A 23,949-nucleotide genomic window follows, 5' to 3' on the forward strand; every position below is an offset into this window, starting at 1 on the left:
CAATGGCGAGGGCATGTATCGATCATGCATTCGCTTTATACGGATTACTTCTCTGCAAAACCGGATGCCTGCGCTGCGGCGTCGCCGATGATCCCAGCTGAAGTCCGGTACCTCGGTTGGGCGACTGGTTGGACGGTGTGGGATGGAACCAGCTGCAACGTCATCACACAGTCTCCAAGCGGCGCAGTGCAGCCCAATGGCATGGTGCCCATTGAGTCTAGCGCGACCTTTTGCCCCGCAAACAGCTACCCCTGGTCCAATCTTTGCCTGTGTCTCGGCGGGTATGTTGAGGATGCATCGCAAACTTCCTGTCTGAAAGCAGGTTCGACGCCCTCAGCTAAGCTGACCGAGGCTCCCAATATGTGCGTGGCTGGCGCATCCGCAGGAAACCCTATTCTTCCGGCGAGCGCGGAGAAGTATGAAGCGCAAACCGATTGGGGTTCCGAAGGACCTGCTCCCTTGCTCTTCACTCGGATTTACCGTAGCAGCCGAGCTGGCAGCGTAAGTAGCCTATCTTCGGCATTGGGACAGACTTGGTCTCATAACTACGACATTGGGCTGGAAGCGACACCGAGCGGGGCTCCTCTGACGGCGGTTGTCACCCTGCCCGAAGGCTATGTACGCACCTTTACACGTGCATCTGTCGACGCTGCTTGGATCGCTGCTGACAGCGCAGATCACCTAGAGCAGACAGGTTCGGGAACTTGGATGTGGCTTCGTGCTGATCGCGGCGATTCATACAACTTCACTATCGACGGCACGCTGCAGAGTGTCGTGGCTCGCAACGGTTGGGGCAGGTCTTACAGCTACAACGATGCTGGCCAACTGGCGACGGTCACCAATGCCTTTGGTCGTGTTTTGTCGCTTGTATATAACGGGACAGGGCAGCTGACGTCGCTGATTGCACCGGATGCTCGCGTCGTCAGCTACGGCTATGACGCTGTTGGTCGTTTGACATCGGTGCTTTATCCCGACGGGAAAAGTCGAACCTTTTTGTACGAGAACGCTAGCTATAGCCAAGCCCTTACGGGAATCTTGGATGAAGGCGGTGTCCGATGGGCTACCTTTTCTTACGACGCGCAAGGTCGAGCCGTGAGCTCGGCACTGGCTGACGGCGCGAGTAACTATCAAGTCAGCTACCCAGCAACCGGTTCAGCTGTCATTGTTGATCCGTTAGGGGCAAGTCGAAACTACAACTATGCAATCGCGGCAGGAAAACTGAATGTGGCCGCCAGTTCTCGCCCCTCTGAGCAGGACCGGGCCGACGCCGCTTCCCGTGTTCAAGACGCCAACGGCCTGATCACTCGCGAGACCGACTTCAAGGGCGTGATCACCACTACGAACTGGGATGTCGCCCGCCGCCTGCCCACGTCGGTCACACGAGCCTCAGGCACCCCTGAAGCCCAGACAGTGACCACCCAATGGCACCCGACCTTCTCACTGCCCGCGCTGGTCACCGAGACCGGACGCACCACCGCCTACACCTACGACGCCCTCGGCAATGTCCTGACTCGCACGGTCACCGACACGGCGACCAACAAGGCCCAGCTCTGGCAATGGACCTACAACGCCCAGCAGCTCGTGGCCACCGCCACCGAGCCCAACGGCGCCGTCACCAGCTACACCTACGACCCCCGAGGCAACGTCCTCACCAGCACCAACGCCCTGGGCCACGTCACCAGCCACACCTACGACAACGCCAACCGCGTCGCGAGCTCGACCGCTCCCAACGGCCTCGTCACCACCTACACCTACGACCCGCGCGACCGCTTGCTGACCCAGACCGTCGGTGGCCAGACCACCACGCTCACCTACAAGCCCTACGGCACGGTCGAGACGGTGTCCCTGCCCACCGGCCTGGTCCTCACCTACAGCTACGACGCCGCCCACCGCCTCACCGGCTGGAGCAACAACCGCAGCGAGAGCGGCACCTACACCCTGGACGGCATGGGCAACCGCACCGCCGAGCAGATCAAGGACAGCGCCGGCAACGTGGCCTGGAACGCCGCGCGCACCATCAACAACATCAATCGCCTCAGCGCCCAGACCGAAGGCCCCAACCAGGCCAGTTCCTTCGGCTATGACGCCAACGGCGAGCTCACCCGCACCACCAACGGCCTGAACCAGAGCACCCAGTACGGCCTGGACGGCCTGCGACGCATCAAGGCCGTGACCGATGCGGCCAACGCCAGCGCCACCCTCAAGTACAACGCCCTGGATGCCGTCACCGAAGCCAAGGACTTCAAGGGCGTGGCCACCACCTACGCGCGCGATGCCCAGGGCAACGCCACCGCCGAGAGCAGCGCCGACACCGGTCCTGCCAGCACCCAGTACGACGCCCTGGGCCTGCCCAGCCAGATCACCGATGCCCTCGGCCAGGCCACCACCATCACCCGCGACGCCCTGGGCCGTCCCACCAACTTGGTCTTCGCCGACGGCAAGACCACCACCCTGCGCTACGACCTGAACGCGAACAGCAAGGGCTATTTCTCGGAGATCGTCGACCGTAGCGGCACCACCGAGTACACGCGAGACGGCTTCGGCCGCGTCACCCTCAAGAAGCAGACCCTCGCGAACGGCAGCGTGCAGCAGGTCAGCTACAGCTACAACCCGAACGGCACCCTCGCGAGCATCGGCTACCCCAACAATGGCGGGCTGCTCACCCACAGCTACGACGCCACCGGCCGCCTCACGGGCCTGAGCCTGAACGGCAACCCGCTGGTCACCGGCATCGCCTGGAACCCGCTGGGCCAGCCCACCGCCTGGACCTGGGCCTTCGCCAGCCCGAGCCTCGCCGCCAGCCGCAGCTACGACACCGCAGGCCGGATGACCGCCACCGAGTTCAGCAGCTACGTCTACGATGCGGCCGGCCGCATCACCAGCCTGACGCAGCTGCTTTACGCTCCGGGCGACACCGACCCCACCCACAGCACCATCGGCGCCAGCGACATCACCTGGACCGTGGGCTACAACAGCGTGGGCCGCATCACCGGCTTCAACGCCACCGGCAGCACTGCCGGCTTCGGCTACGACGCCAACGGCAACCGAAGCAGCAGCACGAGGGCACTCAACGGCCAGAGCACCAGCCGCACCTACACCGTGGGCGCCGCCAGCAACCGCCTGATCGGCTTCACCCAGAGCATCAACGGCGCCAGCAGCACCAGCGTCACCTACGGCTACAACGCCAACGGCGACCTGGTGAGCGACGGCCTCCGGAGCTACACCTACGACGCCGAGGGCCGCCTGGCGGCAGCCACCACCGGTGCTACCGACGTGAGCCCGACCACGCGCTACGCGCACAACGCGCTGGGCCAGCGGGTGTTCAAGACCGAGCCGCTGTACCCGCCGGGCCAGGGCGACGAAGCCGACCCGGGCTTCATGCAGAGCCTGATCGCGTTCTTCACGAAGCTGTGGAACCCAACAACCAACCAGGCCGAGCAGCTGGGCTATGCCTATGTCTACGACGAGAACGGCAGCCTGATCTCGGAGGCGGGCAGCGGCGGGGCGAACAGTGCGGGGCAGGCCAGCTACATCTACCTGCCGACGGCGAACGGGCCGATGCCGATCGCGGCCGTGATCAACGGCAATACCTATGCGGTGCACAGCGATCACCTGAATACGCCAAGACGCCTGAGCAACGACAGCGGCCAGCCTGTCTGGCAGTGGAGCTACAGCGCCTTCGGGGAGGACAAGCCGACGATTGCGAAGAACAGGTTCGCGAACCTCGACACCACACCGAACCCGGGCTCCACGAGCGTCTCGGAGGTGAAGTTCAACCTGAGGTATCCAGGGCAGTATGCGGATGAGGAGTCGGGGCTGTTTTACAACTACTTCAGGAGCTACGACAGTCGGACCGGGCGATACAGTCAGGCGGATCCGATCGGGCTGGATGGTGGATGGAACCGGTTCGGGTATGTTGGTGGAAACTCGCTGAGCTATGTTGATCCACTAGGCTTATGGGAGGTGGCTGGCATCTTTCCGGAGGGTGCGCCTATCGTAGCAATGGGACGGGCATTTGGCGGTTTGTTTGCTTATGGCGAGGGCCGGTTAACCAGCAACGGCGCCCTCGCCAATGCAGCCATGGAAGGACTTCAGTGCAGTCGCGCAGAGAACATAGACGCGTTCGGCGTCATGCTTTCCATGGGACGAGCGGGACGGCAATCGCGGTTGCGAGACTTAGCGAATGACACTAAGTTGGGTTCGGCAGATCGAGGATGGCTGCAGCAGGAAATCAACTCGATCAGTCGTGGCCAGCGCTCGAGTATTCGCAATCCTCCGGGCAAAGATCTTGCTCACGAGCGCGGACGAGAAGCAGCAAAAGGCTATGACTACAAACAGTCAAACTTACAAGATCGAGATTTGCACAGGCTGCAGCACAAGTACGATGATTTCGGCCGTGCCAACGCCGAAAGACCGCTAAACGGCGGTGGACTAGGAGGTCTCGGTGGTTCAAATAGATGTGGATGTCCTTGATCATGAAATTGAATGACAAACAAATCTCAGCAGTGATTGCCCTGCCGAGCAAAGACCGCTACGAGCACTTCATCAAAGTTGTAGCCGACTGGCAAGAAGCCTGGGGTCTTTACCAAGACGGCTGGGCGCTTGCTGGTACTGATGATGGAGTTCAGGTTTTCCCCTTGTGGCCTGCCAAGGAGTACGCACAGCTGTGTGCCGAGAATGAATGGGTCGGGCACGAACCTCGAGCTATACCGTTGAGCGAGCTGACGGGTGAACTTTTGCCGCGACTGAAGAAAGACGGTGTGCTCCCGGGTGTTTTCTATACGCCATCAAACAAGGGCGTGACACCTTCAGTTGAAGAGCTGAAAGATGCGATCGATGCGGAGTTGTCGAACTATTAAGTTTGGTCGACAAGCCCTCAAAGTCCTACGACCAGCCAATGGAGTTCCAAGACGCAAGGCATCGTCGACGGCTGGGTTCTTGAACACAGTTCAATGGACCGCCTGCTTCCGAGTAGGACCCTGTCACCTATAGGGTGACCGGTCGTTCAAAGAAAGCTACCAGCCGAGGCCAAATGAAGCTGGCGGCGGTTGCGCAGACACATAAACGAAAAGAGTGAGGGAGCGTGCGATGAGGGGATTGAATGCGGTACGGCGTGACGTGGCTCACGTTCTTCGGGTGCTCACTGCGTGGGCACTGTGTGTGATCTCTGCGTCCTCTTGGGCGCTGATCCCGACGTCTGATGTCTGGTTCTACAACGGTGGGGCCTATGGCAGCCCTAACTCACTCGGGAACAATTTTGCATCGGCCAACGCGGCCTGTGACGCCTATGTGGCTGCGCAACAAGCTCGGCTCTCCGCTTGGGTGTTTGGTACGGGGTCCATAGGTGCCGCCGCGCTACCTCCGAATTACTATGGTGATCTCAAATGCACTGTGTACGCAGACACACCACACGTGAGTCATGTAGGCCCGATGGCCGCGGCCACCACCGGCGCCACCGACGTGAGCCCGACCACGCGCTACGCGCACAACGCGCTGGGCCAGCGGGTGTTCAAGACCGAGCCGCTGTACCCGCCGGGCCAGGGCGACGAAGCCGACCCGGGCTTCATGCAGAGCCTGATCGCGTTCTTCACGAAGCTGTGGAACCCAACAACCAACCAGGCCGAGCAGCTGGGCTATGCCTATGTCTACGACGAGAACGGCAGCCTGATCTCGGAGGCGGGCAGCGGCGGGGCGAACAGTGCGGGGCAGGCCAGCTACATCTACCTGCCGACGGCGAACGGGCCGATGCCGATCGCGGCCGTGATCAACGGCAATACCTATGCGGTGCACAGCGATCACCTGAATACGCCAAGACGCCTGAGCAACGACAGCGGCCAGCCTGTCTGGCAGTGGAGCTACAGCGCCTTCGGGGAGGACAAGCCGACGATTGCGAAGAACCGGTTCGCGAACCTCGACACGACACCGAATCCGGGCACCACCATCGTCTCCGAGGTGAAGTTCAACCTGCGGTATCCGGGGCAGTATGCGGATGAGGAGAGCGGGCTGTTCTACAACTACTTCCGCAGCTATGACGCGAGGACCGGGCGCTACAGCCAACCGGACCCGATCGGGCTCGGTGGGGGCTGGAATCGATTTGGGTACGTCGGTGGAGATTCCCTTGGCTTTAGCGACCCGTTCGGTCTTGATCGTTGGGGAAGCTATGGCTATGGGCGTTATCTCCCTTCTACAAATCCCTCACCTACGCTCTGGGAGAGACTCAATTTCCCCGAAACGCCCGAGCAGCGGGCGCTCGGAGAAAACATCGCAATGGCTTTCTGTGGCGGTGGGCTTGGTGGCACCACAAAAGCAATAACTCGAGTTGGACGGTGGATGTCTCAGGCTGAGTACGACGCTATGAGGGCATCTGGAAAAGTCCAGGAGAGTTTGTCAGGGACTACGCATGTTGCCGACCCGGCGGATGCAGCAGCCTTCCTGAATCAGGCCAGACCGGGAAGCCTCTATGCTGAGTTTGGTGTTCCCTCTTCCTCATTGAAACCGACCAATGAAGGATGGTCGAAAATCATCGGGCCAAACTCTCTTGAAGGCAGACTTGCACAGCGGAAGGGGCTTCCCGCGCCGCAAATGCCCAGCGCATCAGGCATAGTTCATTCGGCAACCAAACTCCCATGACAGGAAATCCTATGCTGGACAGGTTCATCGACTGGGCACGTGCGATTCAAACAGCCCAAAACGGAGCGCGCGACAACGTTGAAGCGCAACTGACTGAGAGCGACCCCTCAGACAATCGCTCCGCGCGCTTGGATGTAGACACGCCAACAGCTGTAGGCCGAATCACCTGCTGGGAAAGCGGTGACTACGATGCTGAAGCCATCGACCTTCAAACTGAGCGTTCACTCTACACGGATCTCGGGACCCTGCGAGAGGGAGAAGAGATGTCGAAGAAGTTTTCCCCGTTCTTCGAGGCGCTGGGAATAGCGTGATGAACGAAGGGTTGCAGGCACGTGCCCCTCATTGAGACCTTTGGCTTCGTCTTCACGCCGCGCTGTCCGCGCTCTCGGAGAAGGTTGCGATGATCGACCCTTCCCTCCTTGATCTGTGATCTTGGGAAAGCTCGGATGTGACATGTCCGCGGAGACTGCAGCAGCAATGACCCTGTTGACCCCGGAGCACCAAAGTAACAACATGATCGCCACTATCGATTTCAGCATCTTCTACTCTCCTACAGAGGCTTATGGGAGCGTCACCGGGAAAATTGACGTTCCAGACTCGGTAAGCGTGGGCGACGAAGTTCTTGTTCTAGAAGAAAGCTCGGCAAAGGGTTTTTGCGGGCGACTCCGAGTAACTTCAGTGAGTCCTAACCAGAACGGTTTTCAAAGCATTTTGATAGGGCTGGATGATGTTGTTCTTGAATCGATAGAAGACGCCATAGTTCTGGCTCGCGAGTTGGAAAGCCAAGTTGGATTGTTTGTTGATCCGTATCACACATGACAGGAGATCTTCCAGCGCTATAGATCGAGAGCAACCGGCCATGCAGAAGGACAGTCTGAACTTTCGAATGGAAGCTGCAGAGGACGGTACGGGTGAGCTTTTTCTCGCAGTCGACTGCCAAGGTTTTTCAGGGTCTGGCAGTTGCTATATGGATCTGGCCGCTCTTCGCGAGGCCGCGAAAAAATTCGCGCTCTACCCGATCCCTGCAGATCGAAGTGTTCGACTCGAAGGAGGGTACTTTGCTCCAGACATGAAATCGCTGGCGCAGACCCATCTTCATATATCTGCAGTGCCCATCGATTCGATCGGAAATGTCGGGCTGAGCGTCAGCCTAGCGGTTCCGACTGATGAGGGAATCAGCACATACAAGGCCTCATTGAATTGCGAGTTCTCCGTGTCCTACGAACAGCTGAAAGATCTTTCGCTGGGACTTATCGCACTCGCCGAGCGACAACGCGACGAGTACTCGTTGGCCTTGTAATTGATCTGGGATGTGTGCCTGCAACGACTACGAGAACCGCCCCATGACAGCTTCTTCAGTTTCACAGGCTGAGCCCGTTTCATTCAACTTTGATGTTGCTCACGTGGCAACGATCCAAGCAAGCTTGATAGAACTGGCATCGAGGATGGGCTTCAGTGTTGGCCAAGAGGTGGACGACCTCGAAGAGTACGAGGTGGCATACCTTCAGCTGAGAGATGGGTTCCACTTCTATCTCAGCAAATACATGAGCCGACCGCGGAGCGAGACGGAGGTGTTCTTTGCCTCTCGGCTGGATGACTGGGAGGCCCGGCTTCAGGAGGTCTGTTCCGCTCTCGGCATCAGTTCGGTGGAGCTGCTTTGGCAGAACACTGCGTATGTGAAGACCCCTTGAGCGGCACAAACACGAGAGCGAGAAAGCGACCACCTGGAGATCGGAAGCCGCCCATCGGCCAACCCAATATGGAGCGATATGTTTGCCAAACTGATCGGTGTACTGCTACTCACTCTGGCGACGACGGCCAGCGCCTACGACGAACCAATGGAGTTCCAGGATGTTGAGGCAGCAAAAGCTTGGTTCAAGAAAGCGTATCCCCAGAGCGAGATGCGCAAAGAGAACGTTATGAATGCACAGAAGGCGGCCGGGGTGATCTATGCCTTCTACGGTCCAAGAGGCTCCGGAATCATCCGTACAGAGGGGTGGTTCTACTCTTGTACCCCCGGGTACTGTGGCTTGATCGCAATGGCGAATTTGGGTGTGATCAAGTCAGAAAAGGATGCGCCCAAGCTGTCGATCGAATCCGACTTTCTTGTGCTCCGATCGGGCGGGAACATCGTTCTTAAAGTGAAACCTCGACCTTGGAATTGACGAAAAATTCGAGCGATGCCGTGAACGACACTGGCTACTACTACAGCATCCGACTGTTGATCACTCACCCAGCCATGCCTGTCGAAGAAATCACCGTCGCCTTGGGGATGGAGCCTACACGCGCCTGGAATGCTGGCGAACGTCAATTCACCAAAGATGCGATGTGGAGTCGTACCTCACGGACTGAAGGGAAACGTCTCTTCTTCGAAGAGGTTCACGATGTTCTGGAATGGTTGGATGAAGAACATCAGTTCGTTTCGCGCCTGCTGTCCTCGGGAGGCGAACTGCAGGTGATCGCGCAATTGCCCGGCACCATCAATATTGGAAGTTATCTCTCACTAGAGACGATGGCGCTTGCTGTAAAACTTGGTGTTCGCATTGGCATCGAGGTGTTTCCTAGCCTGCCCAGATCGGCATAGGCCAGATTCGAATATCGGCCCAAGGCATCTTCCAATGCGTCCGATAGAGAGACGGCCGCAGTCTCCCCCCAAACCCGCGGCCCACACACTCCTAAAGCCCGTAATACTTGTCTATCGTCCCGCTGTACGCATCGTCGTATTCAGGCACGCGGTCGTTCGCATACCGAGGCGCCCCCTCGATCTGCGCCTTGTCCAACGGCACCACATAGCCATCTTGCGACGTGTCGTACTTCAGCATGGCCCAGGGAATCGGATAGCGGTCTGTGCCCATGCCCAGAAAGCCGCCGAACTCCAGCGCGGCATAGCGGACCTGGCCCGAGATCTTGTCGATCATGAGTTCGTCGATGGTGCCGAGCTTGTCTCCCGCTACGTTGTAGACGGCAGTCCCCTCGACACGCTCTGAAGAAATAACTGGATTGGCGCTTGTCATGGAAGGATGTCTCCGGCCGGCATTTCTGGGGAATGACGGCGTTGATTGCAGTGCCCAGACATGCAACTCTCCATCCGCAAAATTCCCGCTGCATCGGCTGAATGACCGTCGTGTTGTAGGAGGCTGTCCGGCAACACGCGCAGAAGAGCTGCACGGCTTGTTGCCGCAGGCCGGGGTCAAGCCAGGACCAGCAACACCAGGCACGCCGCGGACAAGCCCAGCCCCAACATTTCCGTGCTCGTCATGCTGCGCAGCCGCCGCACGGTCAGCGTCAGCAGCGGCACCATCAAGGCAAGGCCGATCCAGCGGTCCAGCGGGGCTAGGCAGATGCGTGCGAGTGCCCACAGCCAGGCGCAGTGGGCAAGAAAGCACCAGAACTCGGCGCGGCTGGTAGCGGAATTCAGGTCCAGCGCACTGCGCCAGCCTTTGGCCACGGCGTCCCACCCACTGATCTCCTCGTTGTCCAGCAGCGTCTGCAAACCATGCAGTGCCAGCACGCACAGCAGAACAGGGCCGAAGATGCCCAACAAGGCGATGCCGGCGTAGAGCGGATGGCCGTAGCCGGTGCCGCCGTCCAGGCTTGCGGTGGCCAGCACGGCCAGGCCGGCGCCGGCCAGCAGTGTGACCACCCCCACGGCGAACTTCGGCACGCCCACGCGCATCAGGCCGCGTCCGCCTGCAAACAAGGCAAGCGCAAGCACGGTGCCGCCCAGGAAGTACTTCAGCGCCGCCGCAGAAGTCTTCCAGCCCTGATGGGGCCGCGCGGCCCAAGGGCTCGACTCGGGCGGCTCCAGCGGTTTCGCGCCGGGCGCCCATTGCCGCGCGGGCTCCTGCTGTGCGACCAGCCTCCGCCGGCCCCAGTTTTCCTCTTGCGGCGCAAGGTTCCTCAGGGCGAGTTCCAGGTGGTACAGGCGGCGAGCGTTGTCCATGTCGTGCGGCACCAGAAGCGGCTTTGCGGCAGCGCCGGCCATCATGAGCGCCGCCAACTGATCGCGCCAATACATCGGCGCGGGCTGCGCCTCACAAGCCAATGGTCCCGATGCCTCGCCGGGCTGCACCATGGTCACCGCATTGGCCTGCATTTCGCTCAGGTTCTGGTCGGGGCGATCCCAGGTGCAGGCAAAGGCCAAGCCGTCCAGACCCGTGCCGGGCGCGCCGCCCAGAATGATGTCCGGCCGAAAAATGGGGAGCGGCTGCGTGGAGGTGTTGGCCAGGCGCAGCGCCAGCATCAGGCGGACTCTGCCGCCGGCGGCAGGCGCGGCCCACACGCCGGGTGCGATGGGTTGCATGTCGCGCATCGCGATGGCAAAGAAAGGCGTGCGCGCGGCTCCGGTCTCCCACCGCGGGGTCAACCCCTGGTTCAGGGCGCCCTGCCAGGCGGCGCGAAAGGGGGCATCCAGCACGTCGGGTCGTGCGTGGCCGCGCGCGATGGCGGCGGCCACCGTGTCTTTGGGGGCTGGTGCTGCGCCGGGTAGCCGGCGCTTCAACGATTCCCAGGCGCCGGGTTCGGGCGCGGGGACAACTGCCGGGCTGGTGATCTGCGCCACATACGCATGCAGGAGCTCGCGGCGTAAGGCTTCGATGTCAGCGCGGGGCGTCCCCGTGTCGCGCAGCACGCCGACGAGGAAGAAGGCCTGCGCCGCGTTGCCACCCACCGTTGTTTCGCGCACGGCGGCGGCGAATCGAGAGGGCTCCGACGCCAGGGCCCAGGCCGGCAGGCAAAGCAAGATACAGAGAACGCGGCGCAGGTAGTGCGTCATGGGCGATGCCAGCCGATGGCGGAGTTCAGGGGCGGGCGAATCTTAGTGCACTTGCCTTGGACGAACGGCCGATGGCTCCAGTCGACGCAGCCCGCAAGATGCGCTGGAACGTCGGGCATTCCATATGGCTGGGCGCAGGGCAAACGGCGGCGTGCCGCAGGCCGTCGCGCATGGCGCTGAGTTTGCGGATCGTCTTGTCGAGCTCGTCGGCCTTCGCCGCGAGTATCTGCCTGTCGATGCGCGGCACTCCCTCGGGCGCGAACATGTGCCCGATCTCATCGAGCGAGAAGCCCGCGGAGCGTCCCACGGCGATCAGCGCCAGCCGTTCCAGCACGCCTGCATCGAACAGGCGGCGCAGGCCGCGGCGGCCGGTCGAGGCGATCAGCCCCTTCTCCTCATAGAACCGCAGCGTCGACGCGGGAACGCCGGATCGCTGCGCCACTTCGGCAATGTCCAAGTGTTGTGCTGCCACCTCTTGACCTCAAGTCGACTTGAAGTTGCACAGTCTAGCTTCCGCCTCTTCAGGCACGCAAGGAAAACGATCATGAACGTCAATCAGCAGATAGGCAGCGAGCAAGCCGCACTCTGGAACGGGCCCGCCGGGCGTGCCTGGGTCGATGCGCAGGAGTCGCTCGACCGGTTGTTCGCATTGTTCGAAAACCTGCTCGTAAACGAGGCGCGCACCGCGTCTGCGCGCCGGGTGCTCGACGTCGGCTGCGGCACGGGTGCCACCACGCTGGCCATTGCACGGGCGCTCGGCGCGGAAGGGCGATGCGTCGGCGCCGACATCTCGGAGCCGATGATTGCCGCCGCGCGGGCGCGCGCCCAACGCGAAGGCTCGCCGGCACGCTTCGTTTGCGCCGACGTGCAGAGCCACGCCTTCGAACCGGTGAGTTTCGACCTGATTGTTTCGCGCTTCGGCGTGATGTTCTTCGACAGCCCGGTGCAGGCCTTTGCGAACCTGCGACATGCCGTGGCGGACGGTGGCGCGCTTCGGGCCATCGCGTGGCGCAGCGCCGCGGAAAATCCGTTCATGACGACGGCCGAGCGCGCCGCGGCACCGCTGCTGCCGAACCTGCCGGCCCGCAAGCCGGGTGCGCCGGGGCAGTTCGCTTTCGCGGACCGGCATCGGGTGTCTTCCATTCTGGAAGAGAGCGGCTGGGCCGGCATCGACATCCGGCCGATCGATGTCGAGTGCACCTTGCCTGAGAGGGAGCTGGCCGGCTATCTCACCCGGCTCGGGCCGGTCGGCCTGATTCTTCAAAACGAGGCGGACGAGCGCATGCGCACTCAAGTCATCGAAGCCGTGCGCACCGCCTTCGATCCGTATGTGCACGGCACCGAAGTTCGCTTCACCGCTGCCTGCTGGATGATCGGTGCCCGGGCGTCTTTCGCGTCACCCGCGCTGAAGGAGGCTGCCCGTGTTTGAAGCGGCGAGCTATACGAGCTATCTGGTGTGCGCTGTTCTGATCGGCACTGGCGCAACCGCGGTAATGGACATCTGGGCGGTCGTGCGAAAGCGGCTGCTCGGCATGACCTCGCTGGACTACGCCCTGGTGGGCCGCTGGTTCGTCTACCTGACGCGAGGGCGCTTTCGCCACCATCCGATTGCCGCTTCGCCGCCGGTAAAGGGCGAGCGGCTGATCGGTTGGGTTGTCCACTACCTGACCGGAATCTTGTTCGCGGCCGTGCTGCTCGCGTTCTGGGGCCTTGGCTGGGTCTGCCGTCCGGCGCTCGGCCCTGCGTTGATCGTCGGCGTTGGCAGCGTGGTGGCCCCTTTCTTTCTGATACAGCCGGGCATGGGTGCCGGCATTGTGGCCAGCCGCACGCCGCGTCCGGGCGTTGCGCGCTTTCACAGCCTGGTGACGCACGGGGTTTTTGGCCTCGGCCTTTATGTTGCCGGCTGGGTTGCGAAGTGGTTGTTGATCGCGTTGCAGTGGCGAAGCTTTTGCTAGCTGGAAGGTGCATCGGCCATACCGGCTACATCGGCCACATGGCGCTTCTCAGCCCAGCAGCTTGGGCACCAGCTGCACCGTGAGTGCGCCGACGATTCCCTGTACGGTCACGCAGTGCCACATCAGCCCGGTGTTGTCGATCGTCGCGCGGGCCGCGGGCTGCAGCCGCCCCGTCCACGAACGCACCAGCACGTAGCCGCCCATCAGCATCAGCACGGCAACGTGAAAGGCCTGGTAGCCCAGCAGCATGCCGACCGATGCGCTCCAGCCCTGCGCGCGCGGATCGAGCTCCGCCAGCCGATGGCCGCCGATGTCGAATGCGGCCGCGGCGATTGCGCAAACCATGGCCAGCGCCATGAGAACGCGCAGCAAGCGCTGGCCGCGCGGATGCGTCGTGCGCAGCATGCGCGTGGCAGCAAGCATGGCGACCGAGCCGGCGGCGAGCAACAGCGCCGCGGCCAGCGGCCAGCGCATGGCCGGCAGCGCGGCGCCGGGCGGCGGACACACGTCGCTGGCCATCGACAGGTGCACGTGGGTGTAGAGCAGCGACACGAAGATCGTCATGTCCACCGCAATCAGCACGATCATGGCCCACCAGGAGTGCGATGCCCGGCCATGCGCGCCGACCGGCAGGCGAACGCCCCGGCCCACGTCAGCCGTTGCAACCGGAGGCGGGCGGTCGGAATCCCAAAGCCAGCGCAGGATGAACGCCACCGCGAGCACGCCGCACGCAAAAGCCGGCAGGGTCTGCGAAACCGTGAGAAGCAGAAAGAAGCCCGCCGTGCCTGCGGCCGCTCCCAGCGGCCACCAGCTGTCGGTCGGCAGGCGCAGCAGATGCATCGGCCGGGCGTCGCGCAGGCTGGTTATCAGCGTTTCACGGCCGCCGAACACCGTGCCCGGCAGCCAGTGATGGCCGGCCTCGACCTCTTGCGGCAGCGTGGGGTGTTTCCACAGCGGATAGAACGAATCCACCTGCGGAATGCTGCGCGCGCCGTATTCGCGCGACGGCAGCCATTCGAGCGTGCCTGCGCGCCAGGGGTCGCCGTGGTCTTTGGAGGGCCGCCGCAGCGTACGGAACGCATCGACGATGAACAGCAGCACGCCCACCGCCAGCGTGTAGGCGCCGATGGTCGACAGCATGTTGAGTGCATTCCAGCCCAGGTCGCCGGCATAGGTGTACACGCGCCGCGGCATGCCGAGCATGCCCGCAATGTGCATCGGAAAGAACGCAAGGTTGAAGCCGCCGAACATGAGCCCGAAGACCCAGCGGCCCCAGCGCTCCGAAAGGCGATGGCCGTTGAAGAGCGGCGCCCAGTAGTAGAAGCCCGCGAACACCGGAAACACCATGCCGCCGATGAGCACGTAGTGCAGGTGCGCCACGATGAAGTAGCTGTCGTGCGCCTGCCAGTCGAAGGGCAGCACCGCCACCATCACGCCGGTGAGGCCGCCCAGAATGAAGATGAAATGAAAGCCGAGCAGGAACAGTGTCGGCGCATTGAGCGAAACGTGGCCGCGCCAGAAGGTGGCAATCCACGCGAACACCTGCACGCCGCTCGGTATGGCGACGATGAAGCTCGCGGCGGACACAATCAGCAGTGAGAGATTGCCCAGGCCGGCGGTGAACATGTGGTGCGCCCAGAGCGCGAAGCTCACCACGCCCACGCCGACAAGCGCCAGCACCACCGCGCGGTGCCCCACCAGCGGGGTGCCCGCAAGTGTGGCGACCATCATTGACACCATGCCCGCAGCCGGCAAGAAGATGATGTAGACCTCCGGGTGGCCGAAGAACCAGAACAGGTGCTGCCACAGCAGCGGATCGCCGCCGCGCGCGGGAATGAAAAAGGGCCAGTCGAACGCGCGCTCCAGCTCCAGCAGCATGGTGGCGGCAATCACGGCTGGAAACGCGATGACGATCATCAACGCGCTCACCAGCATGGCCCACGCGAAGATGGGCATGCGCATCAGCCTCATGCCGGGCGCGCGCGTAAAGAGAATGCCGACGATCAGCTCGATGGCGCCCGCAATGGCGGAGATCTCGATGAACCCGATGCCCAGCAGCCACCAGTCGGCGCCGCGCCCGGGTGAAAATTCCTTGCCGGTGAACGGTGGGTACATGAACCAGCCGCCGTCCGGCGATTCGCCGAAGAAAATGGTGCAGAAGAAGGCAAGGCCGCCAATGGCATAGGCCCAGAACGCATAGGCCGAGAGCAGCGGAAACGGCAGGTCGCGCGCGCCGAGCATGCCCGGCAGCAAATAGATGGCCACGGCCTCGACGATGGGAACCGCGAACAGAAACATCATCACGGTGCCGTGCATCGTGAAGAGCTGGTTGTAGGTCCGGGCGTCGATCAGGCCGTTGTCGGGCACGGCCAGCTGCGTGCGCATCAGCAGCGCCAGGATGCCGGCCAGCACGAAGAAGAGCATCGCCGTCGCGATGTAGAACACGCCGATGCGCGTGTTGTTCACCGCCGAGAACTGGCGCCAGCCGGTAGGCGGCCGCCAGGCCCGTTCGAGCGCCTCGCGCTCTCCTTCGGGGCGCGGCGGCAGGGTTGAAACGTCGTCGGCAGCTTGGGTCATTTCAGTTGCGCGAGCCAGGCCGCGATCAGTTGCAGATCGGTTTCGCCGATGCGCTCGCCGGACGATGGCATGCGCGCCCCCGGCTTCAGTTGCTGCGTATGCGCAACCCATGCGGCCAGCTGGGCCGGCTCGTTGGGGACGGTGCCGGCACCCAGGTGCAGCCGGCTGCCCACGTGGGTCAGGTCGGGGCCGAGGCGGCTTTCTTCGCTCACGCCGCGCACCGTGTGGCAAGCGTTGCAGCGGTTCGCAAGGAATGCGTCGCGGCCGCGTTCGACTTCGCGCGTTGCCGATACCGTGGGCGGCGTGGCTGCGGGCCTGGCCTGCGCCGCAAGCCAGGCGTCGAAGGCCGCGGGCTCTTGCGCCACCACGTGCAGCGCCATGCGCGCATGCTGCTCGCCGCAGTACTCCGCGCACTGCCCGCGCCAGGTGCCGGGCCGGTCCGCCTGCAGCTGCAGGTGCTGCACGCGGCCGGGTAGCATGTCCATCTTGCCGCCGAGCGACGGCACCCAGAAGCTGTGGATCACATCGGCGCTGCCGAGCCCGAAGTAGACGGGCCGCCCGACCGGAATGCGGATTTCGTTCGCGGTGACCACCTCGGCCCCGGTGGTGGGGTCGCGGTAGCGCACCTCCCACCACCACATGTGGCCCGTGACGCCGACGATCAGCGCGTTCGGCGGCGGAATGGGCCGCCATGGCGGCCGGTGCCATTCGCTGTAAACGAAGAGCGCCGCGAGCACCAATGCTGGAAACACGACGCCGCCGCCGATGAGCCACCAGCGCGTGTTCACGGTGCCGTTCCGGCGGCGGACGGCAAGCACGAGCAGCAGCATCACCCCGGCGAAGATCAGCGTGCCGCCCACCACCAGCACACCGCTCACCTCGAGCAGCGTCTCGGCGACGGGGCCGGCGGCCCGAAGGGCGGATTGCGATGGAGCTTCGCTCATTCGAGTGCGAGCAGGTAGGCCGCCATGTCGCGCGCATCGTCCGGTGAAACGCCCATCGCGGGCATGAGCGTGCCGGGCACCAGCGCGGCGGGCGCCACGATCCAGCGGACGAGGTGGTCGGGCCCGTTCGGCACATGCCCGGCGATATAGCTGCGGCGGCCGAACGCAGCAAGCGTGGGCCCCATGCGGCCACGCGCCGCCTGCACATCGGGGATGGTGTGGCAGCTTCCGCACTGGTACTGGGCCAGCAGCAACCTTCCTCTCTCGAGTTGGGCGGGCGACGCATGACCGGATGCCGCCGGCCCGCTCTCTTGCGGTGCGCACCCGACCGAGAGCAACGCCAGCACCAGCAGGGCGAACGGGCTCACGGCGCAAACGGCGCGGTACGGAAGGGCGGCCACCATGCCGCAATTCTGCGGACAGGAACGCGGCTTGCGCCGACACGGCGGCGCCGGTGCGCGTCGGACAATGCCGCCAATTGAATGTTGCCGATGGGTGCACCCAAGACTGTTCTTCTCACCATTGCCGCGCTGGGCCTTGCAGGCGTGGCGGCGGGCGCGCTGGTGGTGTATGGCGGCTTCTACAACGTCGCCGCCACGGTGCAGCACACGCAGCCGGTCTACTCGCTGCTTGAAACCGCCATGCACCAGTCGGTGAAGATGCGCGCCCGCAACATCGAGCCACCGCCGCTCGCCGATGAACGGCTCGTGATGCGCGGTGCGGCATGCTTTCGCGACAAATGCGTGCAGTGCCACGGCGCGCCGGGCGTTGCACAGGGCGACATCGGAAAGAGCATGCAGCCCCTGCCGGGACCGCTGGTGGATGCGCGGCACCACTGGAAGCCACGCGAGCTGTACTGGCTGACGAAGCACGGCATCAAGATGAGCGGCATGCCGGCCTGGGAGTACAGGCTGTCCGAGGAAGAGCTGTGGTCGGTGGTGGCTTTCCTTGCCCGGCTGCCCGACCTGACGCCGCAGGCGTATGCCGAAGCAACGCGCGTGGAAGCGAGTGGCGCACAAGGCGCATTCACAGGTCCGGCATGCGGGGCCGCGCCGGGCACCGCTGCGGGTACTGCCCCGGTTCGCGTGGGCGGCGATGCAGACCGCGGCAAGCGGGCGCTTTCCCAGTACGCATGCAGTGCCTGCCACACCATTCCGGGCGTGACGAGTTCGTCGCCCCACGTCGGCCCACCGCTGGCGGGCATTGCGGGCCGCTCCCTGATTGCCGGAAAGCTCGCCAACACGCCCGACAACATGGTGCGCTGGCTGCGGCACACCAAAGAGGTCGATCCGTTGACGGCAATGCCCGAGTTGGGAGTCACCGAGCAGGATGCGCGCGACATCGCGGCGTACCTTGCAACGCTGCGCTGACGAGGGCGCTCGTTCGGCGGACCTCGGCCGCTATGAGGAATCAGTATTTCGCCGTGCCGCGTTCGTCGTCGACCGTGGCGATTCGCAGCCGGGCTCGCTCGTGCTTCAGGACGAGCTCGGCGCATCGTTCCTGCATGGAGGCATCGGCGGGCGTTTGCTCCTTGCAGTCCACGAGAAGCTGCGACTCATCGAAGTCCAGGCCATGAAGAATCTCCTGGCCATGCGAATTGATGGCCAGGAGATTTTCTGCGGACAGCTGGGTACGCAGGGCCTCGGAAATGGCGAGCGTTTGCACGGGCTTCACCACGCCCTGATCCCGGCGCCGGTTTCGTGAATGACTAGGGGCGTCGTCACTTCCCGGTCACTTCTTCATGGCCTTGATGTCGGCCTTGCCCTTGGACTCTTCCGCCTTGGCCTGCTTCACGCAAGCGTCCTTGGCTTCGCCCTTCTGGTCGTCGCACTTTTCCTTGGCAACGCTGTAGGCAACTTCCACCTTGGCTTCGGCTACCTTGCGGGCATTGCCATCGCTGGGCTTCTGCTTCTGGTCGAGTTCGGCCTTGGCGATTTTTTCCTTGCCCTTGGCTTCTTCCATGCAGACGTCCTTGGCGTTGTCCTTCATGGCATCGCAGGCCGCCTTGTCGGCCTTGTAGTCGGCCGAGATCTTGTCGCGAGCGGCCTTGAATTCGGCTATGGCCGGATCGGCCGCCGCCGAAGGGGGCGGGTTCGTTTGCGCGTGCACCTGGACCATTGCAAGGCAGGTGGCTGCGGTACACATCAATAGCAGTTTCTTCATGGTTGAACTCCTTGACGCCGGTGGTTTTTCTTGCACGGGAGAGGGAGGGGCCGGCGTCTGAAATCAATATAGAAGTCGGCGGTACCGCATCGGTAGGACGCATCGCGAAGCGGTCGTAAGCACATGCTGACGCTTCTGCGCGGCCTTCCCGTGGGGGAACGATGCGTCGGCGGTGCCTCCGGCCGGCTTGGGCGCACGTCCTACCGGCACGGCACATGCGGCGCGCACACTGCCCCAACGCCCTGAACGCGGACGTACAGGAGATCGCCATGCAAAAGCTTCAAACGCTGTTCGCCACCGTGGCGCTGTGGGCGGCCGTGATTCCCGCAGGAGCCCAGACCCTACCGTCGGCGCCGGCCGAGATCGATCCGGCCCTCGTCGAATATGGCGCCGCGCGGGAACGGATCGGCGCCAACGCCAAGGCGGCATTGGGCCAGTGCGAGACGCTGGCCGCGGCCGCCAAGCCGGTCTGCATCAAGGAAGCCCAAGGGCGCGAAAAAATCGCGCTGGCCGAACTCGATCAGCAACGCCGCCCCAGCGACGCGAATGCCCGCAGGCTCGCGGAGACGCGGGTGGCCGTGAACTACGAAATCGCCAGGGAGAAGTGCAACGACCGGCAGGGCGATGACAAGGCCGAGTGCCTTTCGCGCGCCGGCGCCGAAGAATCGAAGGCCCGGGCAGGCATCAGGACCGGCCCGTGAAGTAGCTGCAGCTGAAACCGCCGAGGCCCGCTTTGCGCGAAGACCAAAGGCCGTGCCAAGGTCCGGTCGTGCAGGTCACGCCGTTGCGCTGGCCCAGTATTCCCGTGCAGCAGCCTTGACGGTGCGCATCGCCTCGGGGTCGCCATGCCAAAGGGCCGAGAGGTAAGCCTTGGCCTCCGCCAGCGAAACGTCGGGCGGCAGCGGCGGCACGGCGGCGTCGGTGACCATCTCCAGCAGCATGGGGCGGTCGGCCGCAAAGGCGGCATCCCATGCCGGGCCGATCGCGTCGGGCGTGTCGACACGCAACGCCGCAATACCGAGCATCTGCGCGAAGCGCGCATAGGGAAAATCGGGCAGCACCTGCGAGGCCTCGAATTTCGGATCGCCGCCGAGCACGCGCTGCTCCCAGGTCACGAGGTTGAGATCGCGGTTGTTGAGCACCATCACCACCAGGCGCGGGTCAGGCCAGTCGCGCCACATGCGCGCCAGCGTGATGAGCGCGTTCAGGCCGTTCATCTGCATGGCGCCGTCGCCCAGCATCGCGACCACCGGCCGGTCGGGGTGAACCAGCTTGGCCGCAATGGCGTACGGAACGGCAGGGCCCATGGTGGCCAGGCCGCCGGAGAGGCTGGCCTTCATGCCGCGGCGCAGCTTGACGTCGCGGGCGTACCAGTTGGCGGCGGTGCCGCTGTCGCAAGTCAGGATCGCCTGTTCCGGCAGCCGCGGGGAAAGCTCCCAGAACACGCGCTGCGGATTGACCGGCGAGGCCTCCACGTAGGCGCGCGCCTCGAGCACTCGCCACCACTTCGCCACCTCGGTTTCGATGCCGCGGCGCCACGGGCCGTGGTCCTTGTGTTCCAGCAGCGGCAGCAGGGCGGAAAGGGTGGCGCGGCTGTCGCCTACCAGGCCCAGTTCCGCGGGGTAGCGCAGGCCGATGGCGCGCGGGTCGGTGTCGATTTGAATGCAGCGCGCCTGCCCCTCGGCCGGCAGGAATTCCGCATACGGAAACGACGAGCCCACCATCAGCAGGGTGTCGCAGTCTTCCATCATGCGGGAGCTCGGCCGCGTGCCCAGCACGCCGATGGCGCCGGTGACAAAGGGAAGATCGTCCGGCACCGCCGCCTTGCCCAGCAGGGCCTTGGCAATGCCGGCCCCAAGTCGCTCGGCCACGTGAATCAACTCGTCGGTGGCGTGCAAGGCGCCTGCGCCTGCGAGGATGGCGACCTTGTTGCCCGCGTTGAGGATCTCCGCCGCGCGCTCGAGCGCCGGCGCGTCCGGCACCGCCGCGGTGGCCGTGGTGCCGATGCCGCTGTGCACCGTGCCGTGTTCGCGCGGCGGCACCGGCACCGCGGGCAGATCCTGCACGTCGTTGGGGAAGATGACGCAGGTAACGGCGCGGCGGTCTCGTGCGATGCGCATGGCGCGGTCGATCAGGTGGCGCGCCTGCTCCGCGCTGGTGGCCATTTGCACGAACTCGTGTGCCACGTCCTTGAACAGCGAGACAAGATCGACCTCTTGCTGGTAGTCGCCTCCGAGCGCGCTGCGTTTCTGCTGGCCGACGATGGCCACCACGGGCTGGTGGTCGAGCTTCGCGTCGTAGAGGCCATTCAGCAGGTGAATCGCGCCCGGCCCCGAAGTGGCCAGGCAGACACCCACTTCACCGGAGAACTTGGCATGCGCGCAGGCCATGAAGGCAGAAAGCTCCTCATGCCGGCTTTGAATGAATTCGATGGCGCCGTCCGCCCTGTCGAGCGCGCCCATGAGGCCGTTGATGCCGTCGCCGGGATAGCCGTAAACGCGCCGCACGCCCCAGTCGTACAGGCGCTGCACCACGAAATCGCTGACTGTTTTCTTCATCGGGTCTCCATGTGCCGGGCCATGCCGCGGCTGTTGGTTGCTAGTGGTTGCTACTGGTTGCGGATGACGCTGACTTTTCCATCGCTCTCCAGCCGGGCGATCCGGACCAGGCCGAGATCGTCGATGCCGTGCTCGCGCAGCTTGGCCATCAGTTCATCGACGCTGATGCGCTCCTTGCGGAGCGTGCGCGTCACGAGCTTGCCGTGACGCACCAGCGGCTCGGCCGGCGGCTCCAGCAGTTTCGAGATCGGCTCGTAGCGGTAGGCGAGCGCATCGAGCAGGTAGTTCCACCCGATCAGCGTGCCGAGCAGAGCCAGGCCGTTGGTGATGGACTTGTATTCGCCCTGCATCGCACTGCTGGACGCGTCGGCCACAAGCACGATGAACAGCAGGTCGGCCATGCTCATCGAGCCGATGTCGCGCCGCAGCACGAAACGGAACACGATCAGAAGGAACCAGTAGATTGCGCTGCCGCGGATCACCATCTCCAGCAGCGGCTGGTCGGGGAAGAACAGATCGGCCAGATTCATGGGTTGCCCTTCGGCGGCGAGAGTGGCCACCTGCAGGGCCATGTTCCGCATGTGCCGCAACTTGGGTGTCGTGCAATCGGCCTCAGGAGCCGTCGGCGCAATCCCACAATCTGGCGCGATCCCGAAGCCTCGCGCAAGTGCTCCTGCACGGCGCCGTGCCGCCGCCAGACTGCTCCCACGCGCAAGCCCTGTGTCCTCCGACCCGCAGTCCGGAAGGCGGGCGCAGGATGAAAAGCTTCTTCACCCTTCAGGACACCCTTCAGGAGAAAGCAATGCCAAGAGGCGACAAGTCGTCCTATACGGACAAGCAGAAACGCAAGGCCGAGCACATCGAGGAAGGCTACGAGCACCGAGGGGTCGGCAAGGCTGAAGCCGAAAAGCGCGCCTGGGCCACGGTCAACGCCGAGACTGGGGGCGGCAAGAAGAGCGGCAGCGGCCGCGGCAAGGCCGAGAACCACGGGCCGTCGCGCAAGGGCGGCCACAAGGGCGGCGCCGCCGCTGCATCGCGCACCGCCGCCGAACGGTCCGCATCCGCCAAGAAGGCGGCCGCCACGCGCAAGCGCAATGCCGAGCACCGCAGCGGCTGACGCACCAAGGAGATCCGCAATGACTCGAGTTTCAGAACTGATGACCCGCGGCGTGCGAACCCTCTCGCCCGCCGACCCGGTGGCGCTGGCCGCCCAGGCCATGGACGAGCTGGACATCGGCGCCATTCCGGTGTGCGACGGCACGCGCCTGCTGGGCATGGTGACCGACCGCGACATCGTGCTGCGCGTCGTGGCGCAGAAACGTCCGCTGGACACCGCGCTGTCCGAAGTGATGTCGAAGGACATCAAGTGGTGCACCGAGAGCGACAACGTCGAAACGGTGATGGACGAAATGGCAGGCTACCAGGTGCGCCGCATGCCGGTGGTGGACCGCGACCGCAGGCTGGTCGGCATGCTGTCGCTCGGCGACACGGCTGCCAAGGGCGACATTGGCAAGGCGGGCGACACGCTCAACATCATTTCCCAGCCGGCCGAGCCGGACCGCTCCGGGCAGTCCGCGGCCAGCGGGCCCAGTGGCGGCGGCGCGTCGTAAGCCGGGTCGCATGAGCGGCCGGCCGGCTCAGCGCTTCGCAGGCAGGCGGATGCGCGGCCCGGGCGTGGTGTGGATCAGCAGCGCTTCTTCCGCCTGGCGCAAAAAGCGTTCATTGCGCTCGGGCGTTTGCGAAGCAACGCAATCGCGCGGCGCAATGGCGTCCAGGTCGCGCATTCCCGCATCGGCCACGGTGGCCCAGATGCATTGGTCGCTTGCCACGCCCGTCACGATCAGCCGCTTCGCCTTCAGGTAGGCAAGCAGCAGGTCGAGCGGGGTAGCGAAGAACGCGGACTGCTTGGGCTTGAGCACGAAATAGTCGGTCTCGGCCGGCAGCAGCGCTGAAGTGATTTCGGCGCCGGCGCCGCCCGCGGCGAGCGACAGCGCCACCAGTCTGGGAAAGTCGGAGCGCCAGCGCCCGCGGTTGTCGTTGACGTAGATCGTGGGCACGCCGGCGCGGGTGCATCGTGCCTTCAGCGCTGCAATGGGCCCGGCGACGGAAAGCGCGCCGGGCAACAGTTTGTCCGCATCCGGAAAATCCCAGCAACTGATCATGTCGATGATCAGCAGGGCGGTGTGGCCGGCGGCAGGTGCGGAGGCAATGGCAGGGGGCGGGGAGGGGGCCATGAACGTAGGAGGCCTCTTTCACAACGACGCGCGTTATCCCGCCCCGTCGCGGCTGAAGCTGTTCGACTATCTGCGGGACGACGATGGTTGCTAAAAAAATGCAAAACTAGGCCC

At 63.9% G+C, this 23,949-nt stretch carries 26 protein-coding genes and 1 pseudogene; 16 read left to right on the forward strand and 11 right to left on the reverse strand.

Annotated features, from left to right (window positions below):
- Positions 1-360: 360 nt before the first annotated feature.
- The 10 genes and pseudogenes from ABIC94_RS27365 to ABIC94_RS11375 form a co-directional block, all read left to right on the forward strand.
- Positions 361-618 (forward strand): annotated as a pseudogene (locus ABIC94_RS27365) (DUF6531 domain-containing protein); the annotation flags it as partial.
- A gap of 792 nt (positions 619-1,410) precedes the next feature.
- Complete coding sequence (locus ABIC94_RS11335; RefSeq protein WP_354373155.1) at positions 1,411-4,473, forward strand: RHS repeat-associated core domain-containing protein; 3,063 nt, start codon at positions 1,411-1,413, stop codon at positions 4,471-4,473.
- A 2-nt stretch (positions 4,474-4,475) separates the two neighbouring features.
- The gene (locus ABIC94_RS11340) at positions 4,476-4,859 is read left to right on the forward strand and encodes a DUF2750 domain-containing protein (RefSeq protein ID WP_354373111.1); all 384 of its coding nucleotides are present in this window, start codon (positions 4,476-4,478) and stop codon (positions 4,857-4,859) included.
- Between the two features lie 571 nt (positions 4,860-5,430).
- On the forward strand, positions 5,431-6,630 hold the full coding sequence (locus ABIC94_RS11345) for an RHS repeat-associated core domain-containing protein (RefSeq protein WP_354373112.1): 1,200 nt from the start codon (positions 5,431-5,433) through the stop codon (positions 6,628-6,630).
- A gap of 11 nt (positions 6,631-6,641) precedes the next feature.
- On the forward strand, positions 6,642-6,941 hold the full coding sequence (locus ABIC94_RS11350; protein WP_354373113.1) for an immunity protein TriTu family protein: 300 nt from the start codon (positions 6,642-6,644) through the stop codon (positions 6,939-6,941).
- A 166-nt stretch (positions 6,942-7,107) separates the two neighbouring features.
- The gene (locus ABIC94_RS11355; RefSeq protein ID WP_354373114.1) at positions 7,108-7,449 is read left to right on the forward strand and encodes a hypothetical protein; all 342 of its coding nucleotides are present in this window, start codon (positions 7,108-7,110) and stop codon (positions 7,447-7,449) included.
- Positions 7,450-7,489: 40 nt separating this feature from the next.
- On the forward strand, positions 7,490-7,930 hold the full coding sequence (locus ABIC94_RS11360; protein ID WP_354373115.1) for a hypothetical protein: 441 nt from the start codon (positions 7,490-7,492) through the stop codon (positions 7,928-7,930).
- A 43-nt stretch (positions 7,931-7,973) separates the two neighbouring features.
- Positions 7,974-8,321 carry a hypothetical protein gene (locus tag ABIC94_RS11365; protein WP_354373116.1) on the forward strand — a complete coding sequence of 116 codons (348 nt, stop codon included), beginning with the start codon at positions 7,974-7,976 and terminating at the stop codon, positions 8,319-8,321.
- A gap of 78 nt (positions 8,322-8,399) precedes the next feature.
- Positions 8,400-8,795, forward strand: a complete 396-nt coding sequence (locus ABIC94_RS11370) for a hypothetical protein (protein ID WP_354373117.1) — start codon at positions 8,400-8,402, stop codon at positions 8,793-8,795.
- Entirely contained in the window at positions 8,786-9,214 is a 429-nt protein-coding gene (locus ABIC94_RS11375) for a DUF4279 domain-containing protein (RefSeq protein WP_354373118.1), read from the forward strand. Before ABIC94_RS11370 ends, ABIC94_RS11375 begins: the two co-directional genes overlap by 10 nt.
- Before the next feature lie 91 nt (positions 9,215-9,305).
- Here ABIC94_RS11375 and ABIC94_RS11380 read toward each other — a convergent pair whose 3' ends face one another.
- The 3 genes from ABIC94_RS11380 to ABIC94_RS11390 all read right to left on the reverse strand — a co-directional run bounded on the left by ABIC94_RS11380 (position 9,306) and on the right by ABIC94_RS11390 (position 11,876).
- A complete protein-coding gene (locus tag ABIC94_RS11380; protein ID WP_354373119.1) occupies positions 9,306-9,644 on the reverse strand; it encodes a PRC-barrel domain-containing protein in 339 nt (112 codons plus the stop codon).
- A gap of 176 nt (positions 9,645-9,820) precedes the next feature.
- Positions 9,821-11,404: a hypothetical protein gene (locus ABIC94_RS11385; protein WP_354373120.1), complete on the reverse strand. Its 1,584-nt coding sequence runs from the start codon at positions 11,402-11,404 to the stop codon at positions 9,821-9,823.
- Positions 11,405-11,429: 25 nt separating this feature from the next.
- Positions 11,430-11,876: a helix-turn-helix domain-containing protein gene (locus ABIC94_RS11390; RefSeq protein WP_354373121.1), complete on the reverse strand. Its 447-nt coding sequence runs from the start codon at positions 11,874-11,876 to the stop codon at positions 11,430-11,432.
- A 72-nt stretch (positions 11,877-11,948) separates the two neighbouring features.
- Between ABIC94_RS11390 and ABIC94_RS11395 the strand changes: the two genes are divergently transcribed.
- Together ABIC94_RS11395 and ABIC94_RS11400 are read left to right on the forward strand one after the other, a co-directional pair.
- Positions 11,949-12,833: a class I SAM-dependent methyltransferase gene (locus ABIC94_RS11395; protein ID WP_354373122.1), complete on the forward strand. Its 885-nt coding sequence runs from the start codon at positions 11,949-11,951 to the stop codon at positions 12,831-12,833.
- Positions 12,826-13,359 carry a DUF2938 domain-containing protein gene (locus tag ABIC94_RS11400; RefSeq protein WP_354373123.1) on the forward strand — a complete coding sequence of 178 codons (534 nt, stop codon included), beginning with the start codon at positions 12,826-12,828 and terminating at the stop codon, positions 13,357-13,359. Before ABIC94_RS11395 ends, ABIC94_RS11400 begins: the two co-directional genes overlap by 8 nt.
- A 48-nt stretch (positions 13,360-13,407) precedes the next feature.
- Here ABIC94_RS11400 and ABIC94_RS11405 read toward each other — a convergent pair whose 3' ends face one another.
- The 3 genes from ABIC94_RS11405 to ABIC94_RS11415 are packed head-to-tail and all read right to left on the reverse strand — an operon-like array spanning position 13,408 to position 17,284.
- Positions 13,408-15,936 carry a cbb3-type cytochrome c oxidase subunit I gene (locus ABIC94_RS11405; protein WP_354373124.1) on the reverse strand — a complete coding sequence of 843 codons (2,529 nt, stop codon included), beginning with the start codon at positions 15,934-15,936 and terminating at the stop codon, positions 13,408-13,410.
- Positions 15,933-16,880 (reverse strand): cytochrome c oxidase subunit II, encoded by a 948-nt coding sequence (locus tag ABIC94_RS11410; protein WP_354373125.1) that lies wholly within the window; start codon positions 16,878-16,880, stop codon positions 15,933-15,935. The genes ABIC94_RS11405 and ABIC94_RS11410 overlap by 4 nt, the downstream gene beginning before the upstream one ends.
- Entirely contained in the window at positions 16,877-17,284 is a 408-nt protein-coding gene (locus ABIC94_RS11415; protein ID WP_354373126.1) for a c-type cytochrome, read from the reverse strand. The genes ABIC94_RS11410 and ABIC94_RS11415 overlap by 4 nt, the downstream gene beginning before the upstream one ends.
- 78 nt (positions 17,285-17,362) lie before the next feature.
- Between ABIC94_RS11415 and ABIC94_RS11420 the strand changes: the two genes are divergently transcribed.
- Positions 17,363-18,250 carry a c-type cytochrome gene (locus tag ABIC94_RS11420; protein ID WP_436317987.1) on the forward strand — a complete coding sequence of 296 codons (888 nt, stop codon included), beginning with the start codon at positions 17,363-17,365 and terminating at the stop codon, positions 18,248-18,250.
- Positions 18,251-18,290: 40 nt separating this feature from the next.
- On the opposite strand, the gene ABIC94_RS11425 is transcribed toward ABIC94_RS11420, so the two are convergent.
- Positions 18,291-18,545, reverse strand: a complete 255-nt coding sequence (locus ABIC94_RS11425) for a hypothetical protein (protein ID WP_354373128.1) — start codon at positions 18,543-18,545, stop codon at positions 18,291-18,293.
- 66 nt (positions 18,546-18,611) lie between these two features.
- A complete protein-coding gene (locus ABIC94_RS11430) occupies positions 18,612-19,043 on the reverse strand; it encodes a hypothetical protein (RefSeq protein WP_354373129.1) in 432 nt (143 codons plus the stop codon).
- A 269-nt stretch (positions 19,044-19,312) separates the two neighbouring features.
- On the opposite strand from ABIC94_RS11430, the gene ABIC94_RS11435 reads away from it, so the two are divergent.
- Entirely contained in the window at positions 19,313-19,744 is a 432-nt protein-coding gene (locus ABIC94_RS11435) for a hypothetical protein (RefSeq protein ID WP_354373130.1), read from the forward strand.
- A gap of 75 nt (positions 19,745-19,819) precedes the next feature.
- On the opposite strand, the gene ABIC94_RS11440 is transcribed toward ABIC94_RS11435, so the two are convergent.
- A complete protein-coding gene (locus ABIC94_RS11440) occupies positions 19,820-21,601 on the reverse strand; it encodes a thiamine pyrophosphate-requiring protein (RefSeq protein WP_354373131.1) in 1,782 nt (593 codons plus the stop codon).
- A 50-nt stretch (positions 21,602-21,651) separates the two neighbouring features.
- On the reverse strand, positions 21,652-22,131 hold the full coding sequence (locus tag ABIC94_RS11445; protein WP_354373132.1) for a DUF421 domain-containing protein: 480 nt from the start codon (positions 22,129-22,131) through the stop codon (positions 21,652-21,654).
- 272 nt (positions 22,132-22,403) lie between these two features.
- Here ABIC94_RS11445 and ABIC94_RS11450 point away from each other — a divergent pair, with 272 nt between their 5' ends.
- Positions 22,404-22,718, forward strand: coding sequence for a plasmid stabilization protein (locus ABIC94_RS11450; RefSeq protein WP_354373133.1), 315 nt, complete (start codon positions 22,404-22,406; stop codon positions 22,716-22,718).
- Between the two features lie 19 nt (positions 22,719-22,737).
- Positions 22,738-23,211 carry a CBS domain-containing protein gene (locus tag ABIC94_RS11455; RefSeq protein ID WP_354373134.1) on the forward strand — a complete coding sequence of 158 codons (474 nt, stop codon included), beginning with the start codon at positions 22,738-22,740 and terminating at the stop codon, positions 23,209-23,211.
- A gap of 27 nt (positions 23,212-23,238) precedes the next feature.
- On the opposite strand, the gene ABIC94_RS11460 is transcribed toward ABIC94_RS11455, so the two are convergent.
- Positions 23,239-23,835, reverse strand: a complete 597-nt coding sequence (locus ABIC94_RS11460; protein WP_354373135.1) for an isochorismatase family cysteine hydrolase — start codon at positions 23,833-23,835, stop codon at positions 23,239-23,241.
- Between the last annotated feature and the right edge of the window lie 114 nt (positions 23,836-23,949).

Origin of the sequence: Variovorax paradoxus (assembly GCF_040544635.1) — a bacterium.
Lineage (GTDB): Bacteria > Pseudomonadota > Gammaproteobacteria > Burkholderiales > Burkholderiaceae_C > Variovorax > Variovorax paradoxus_R.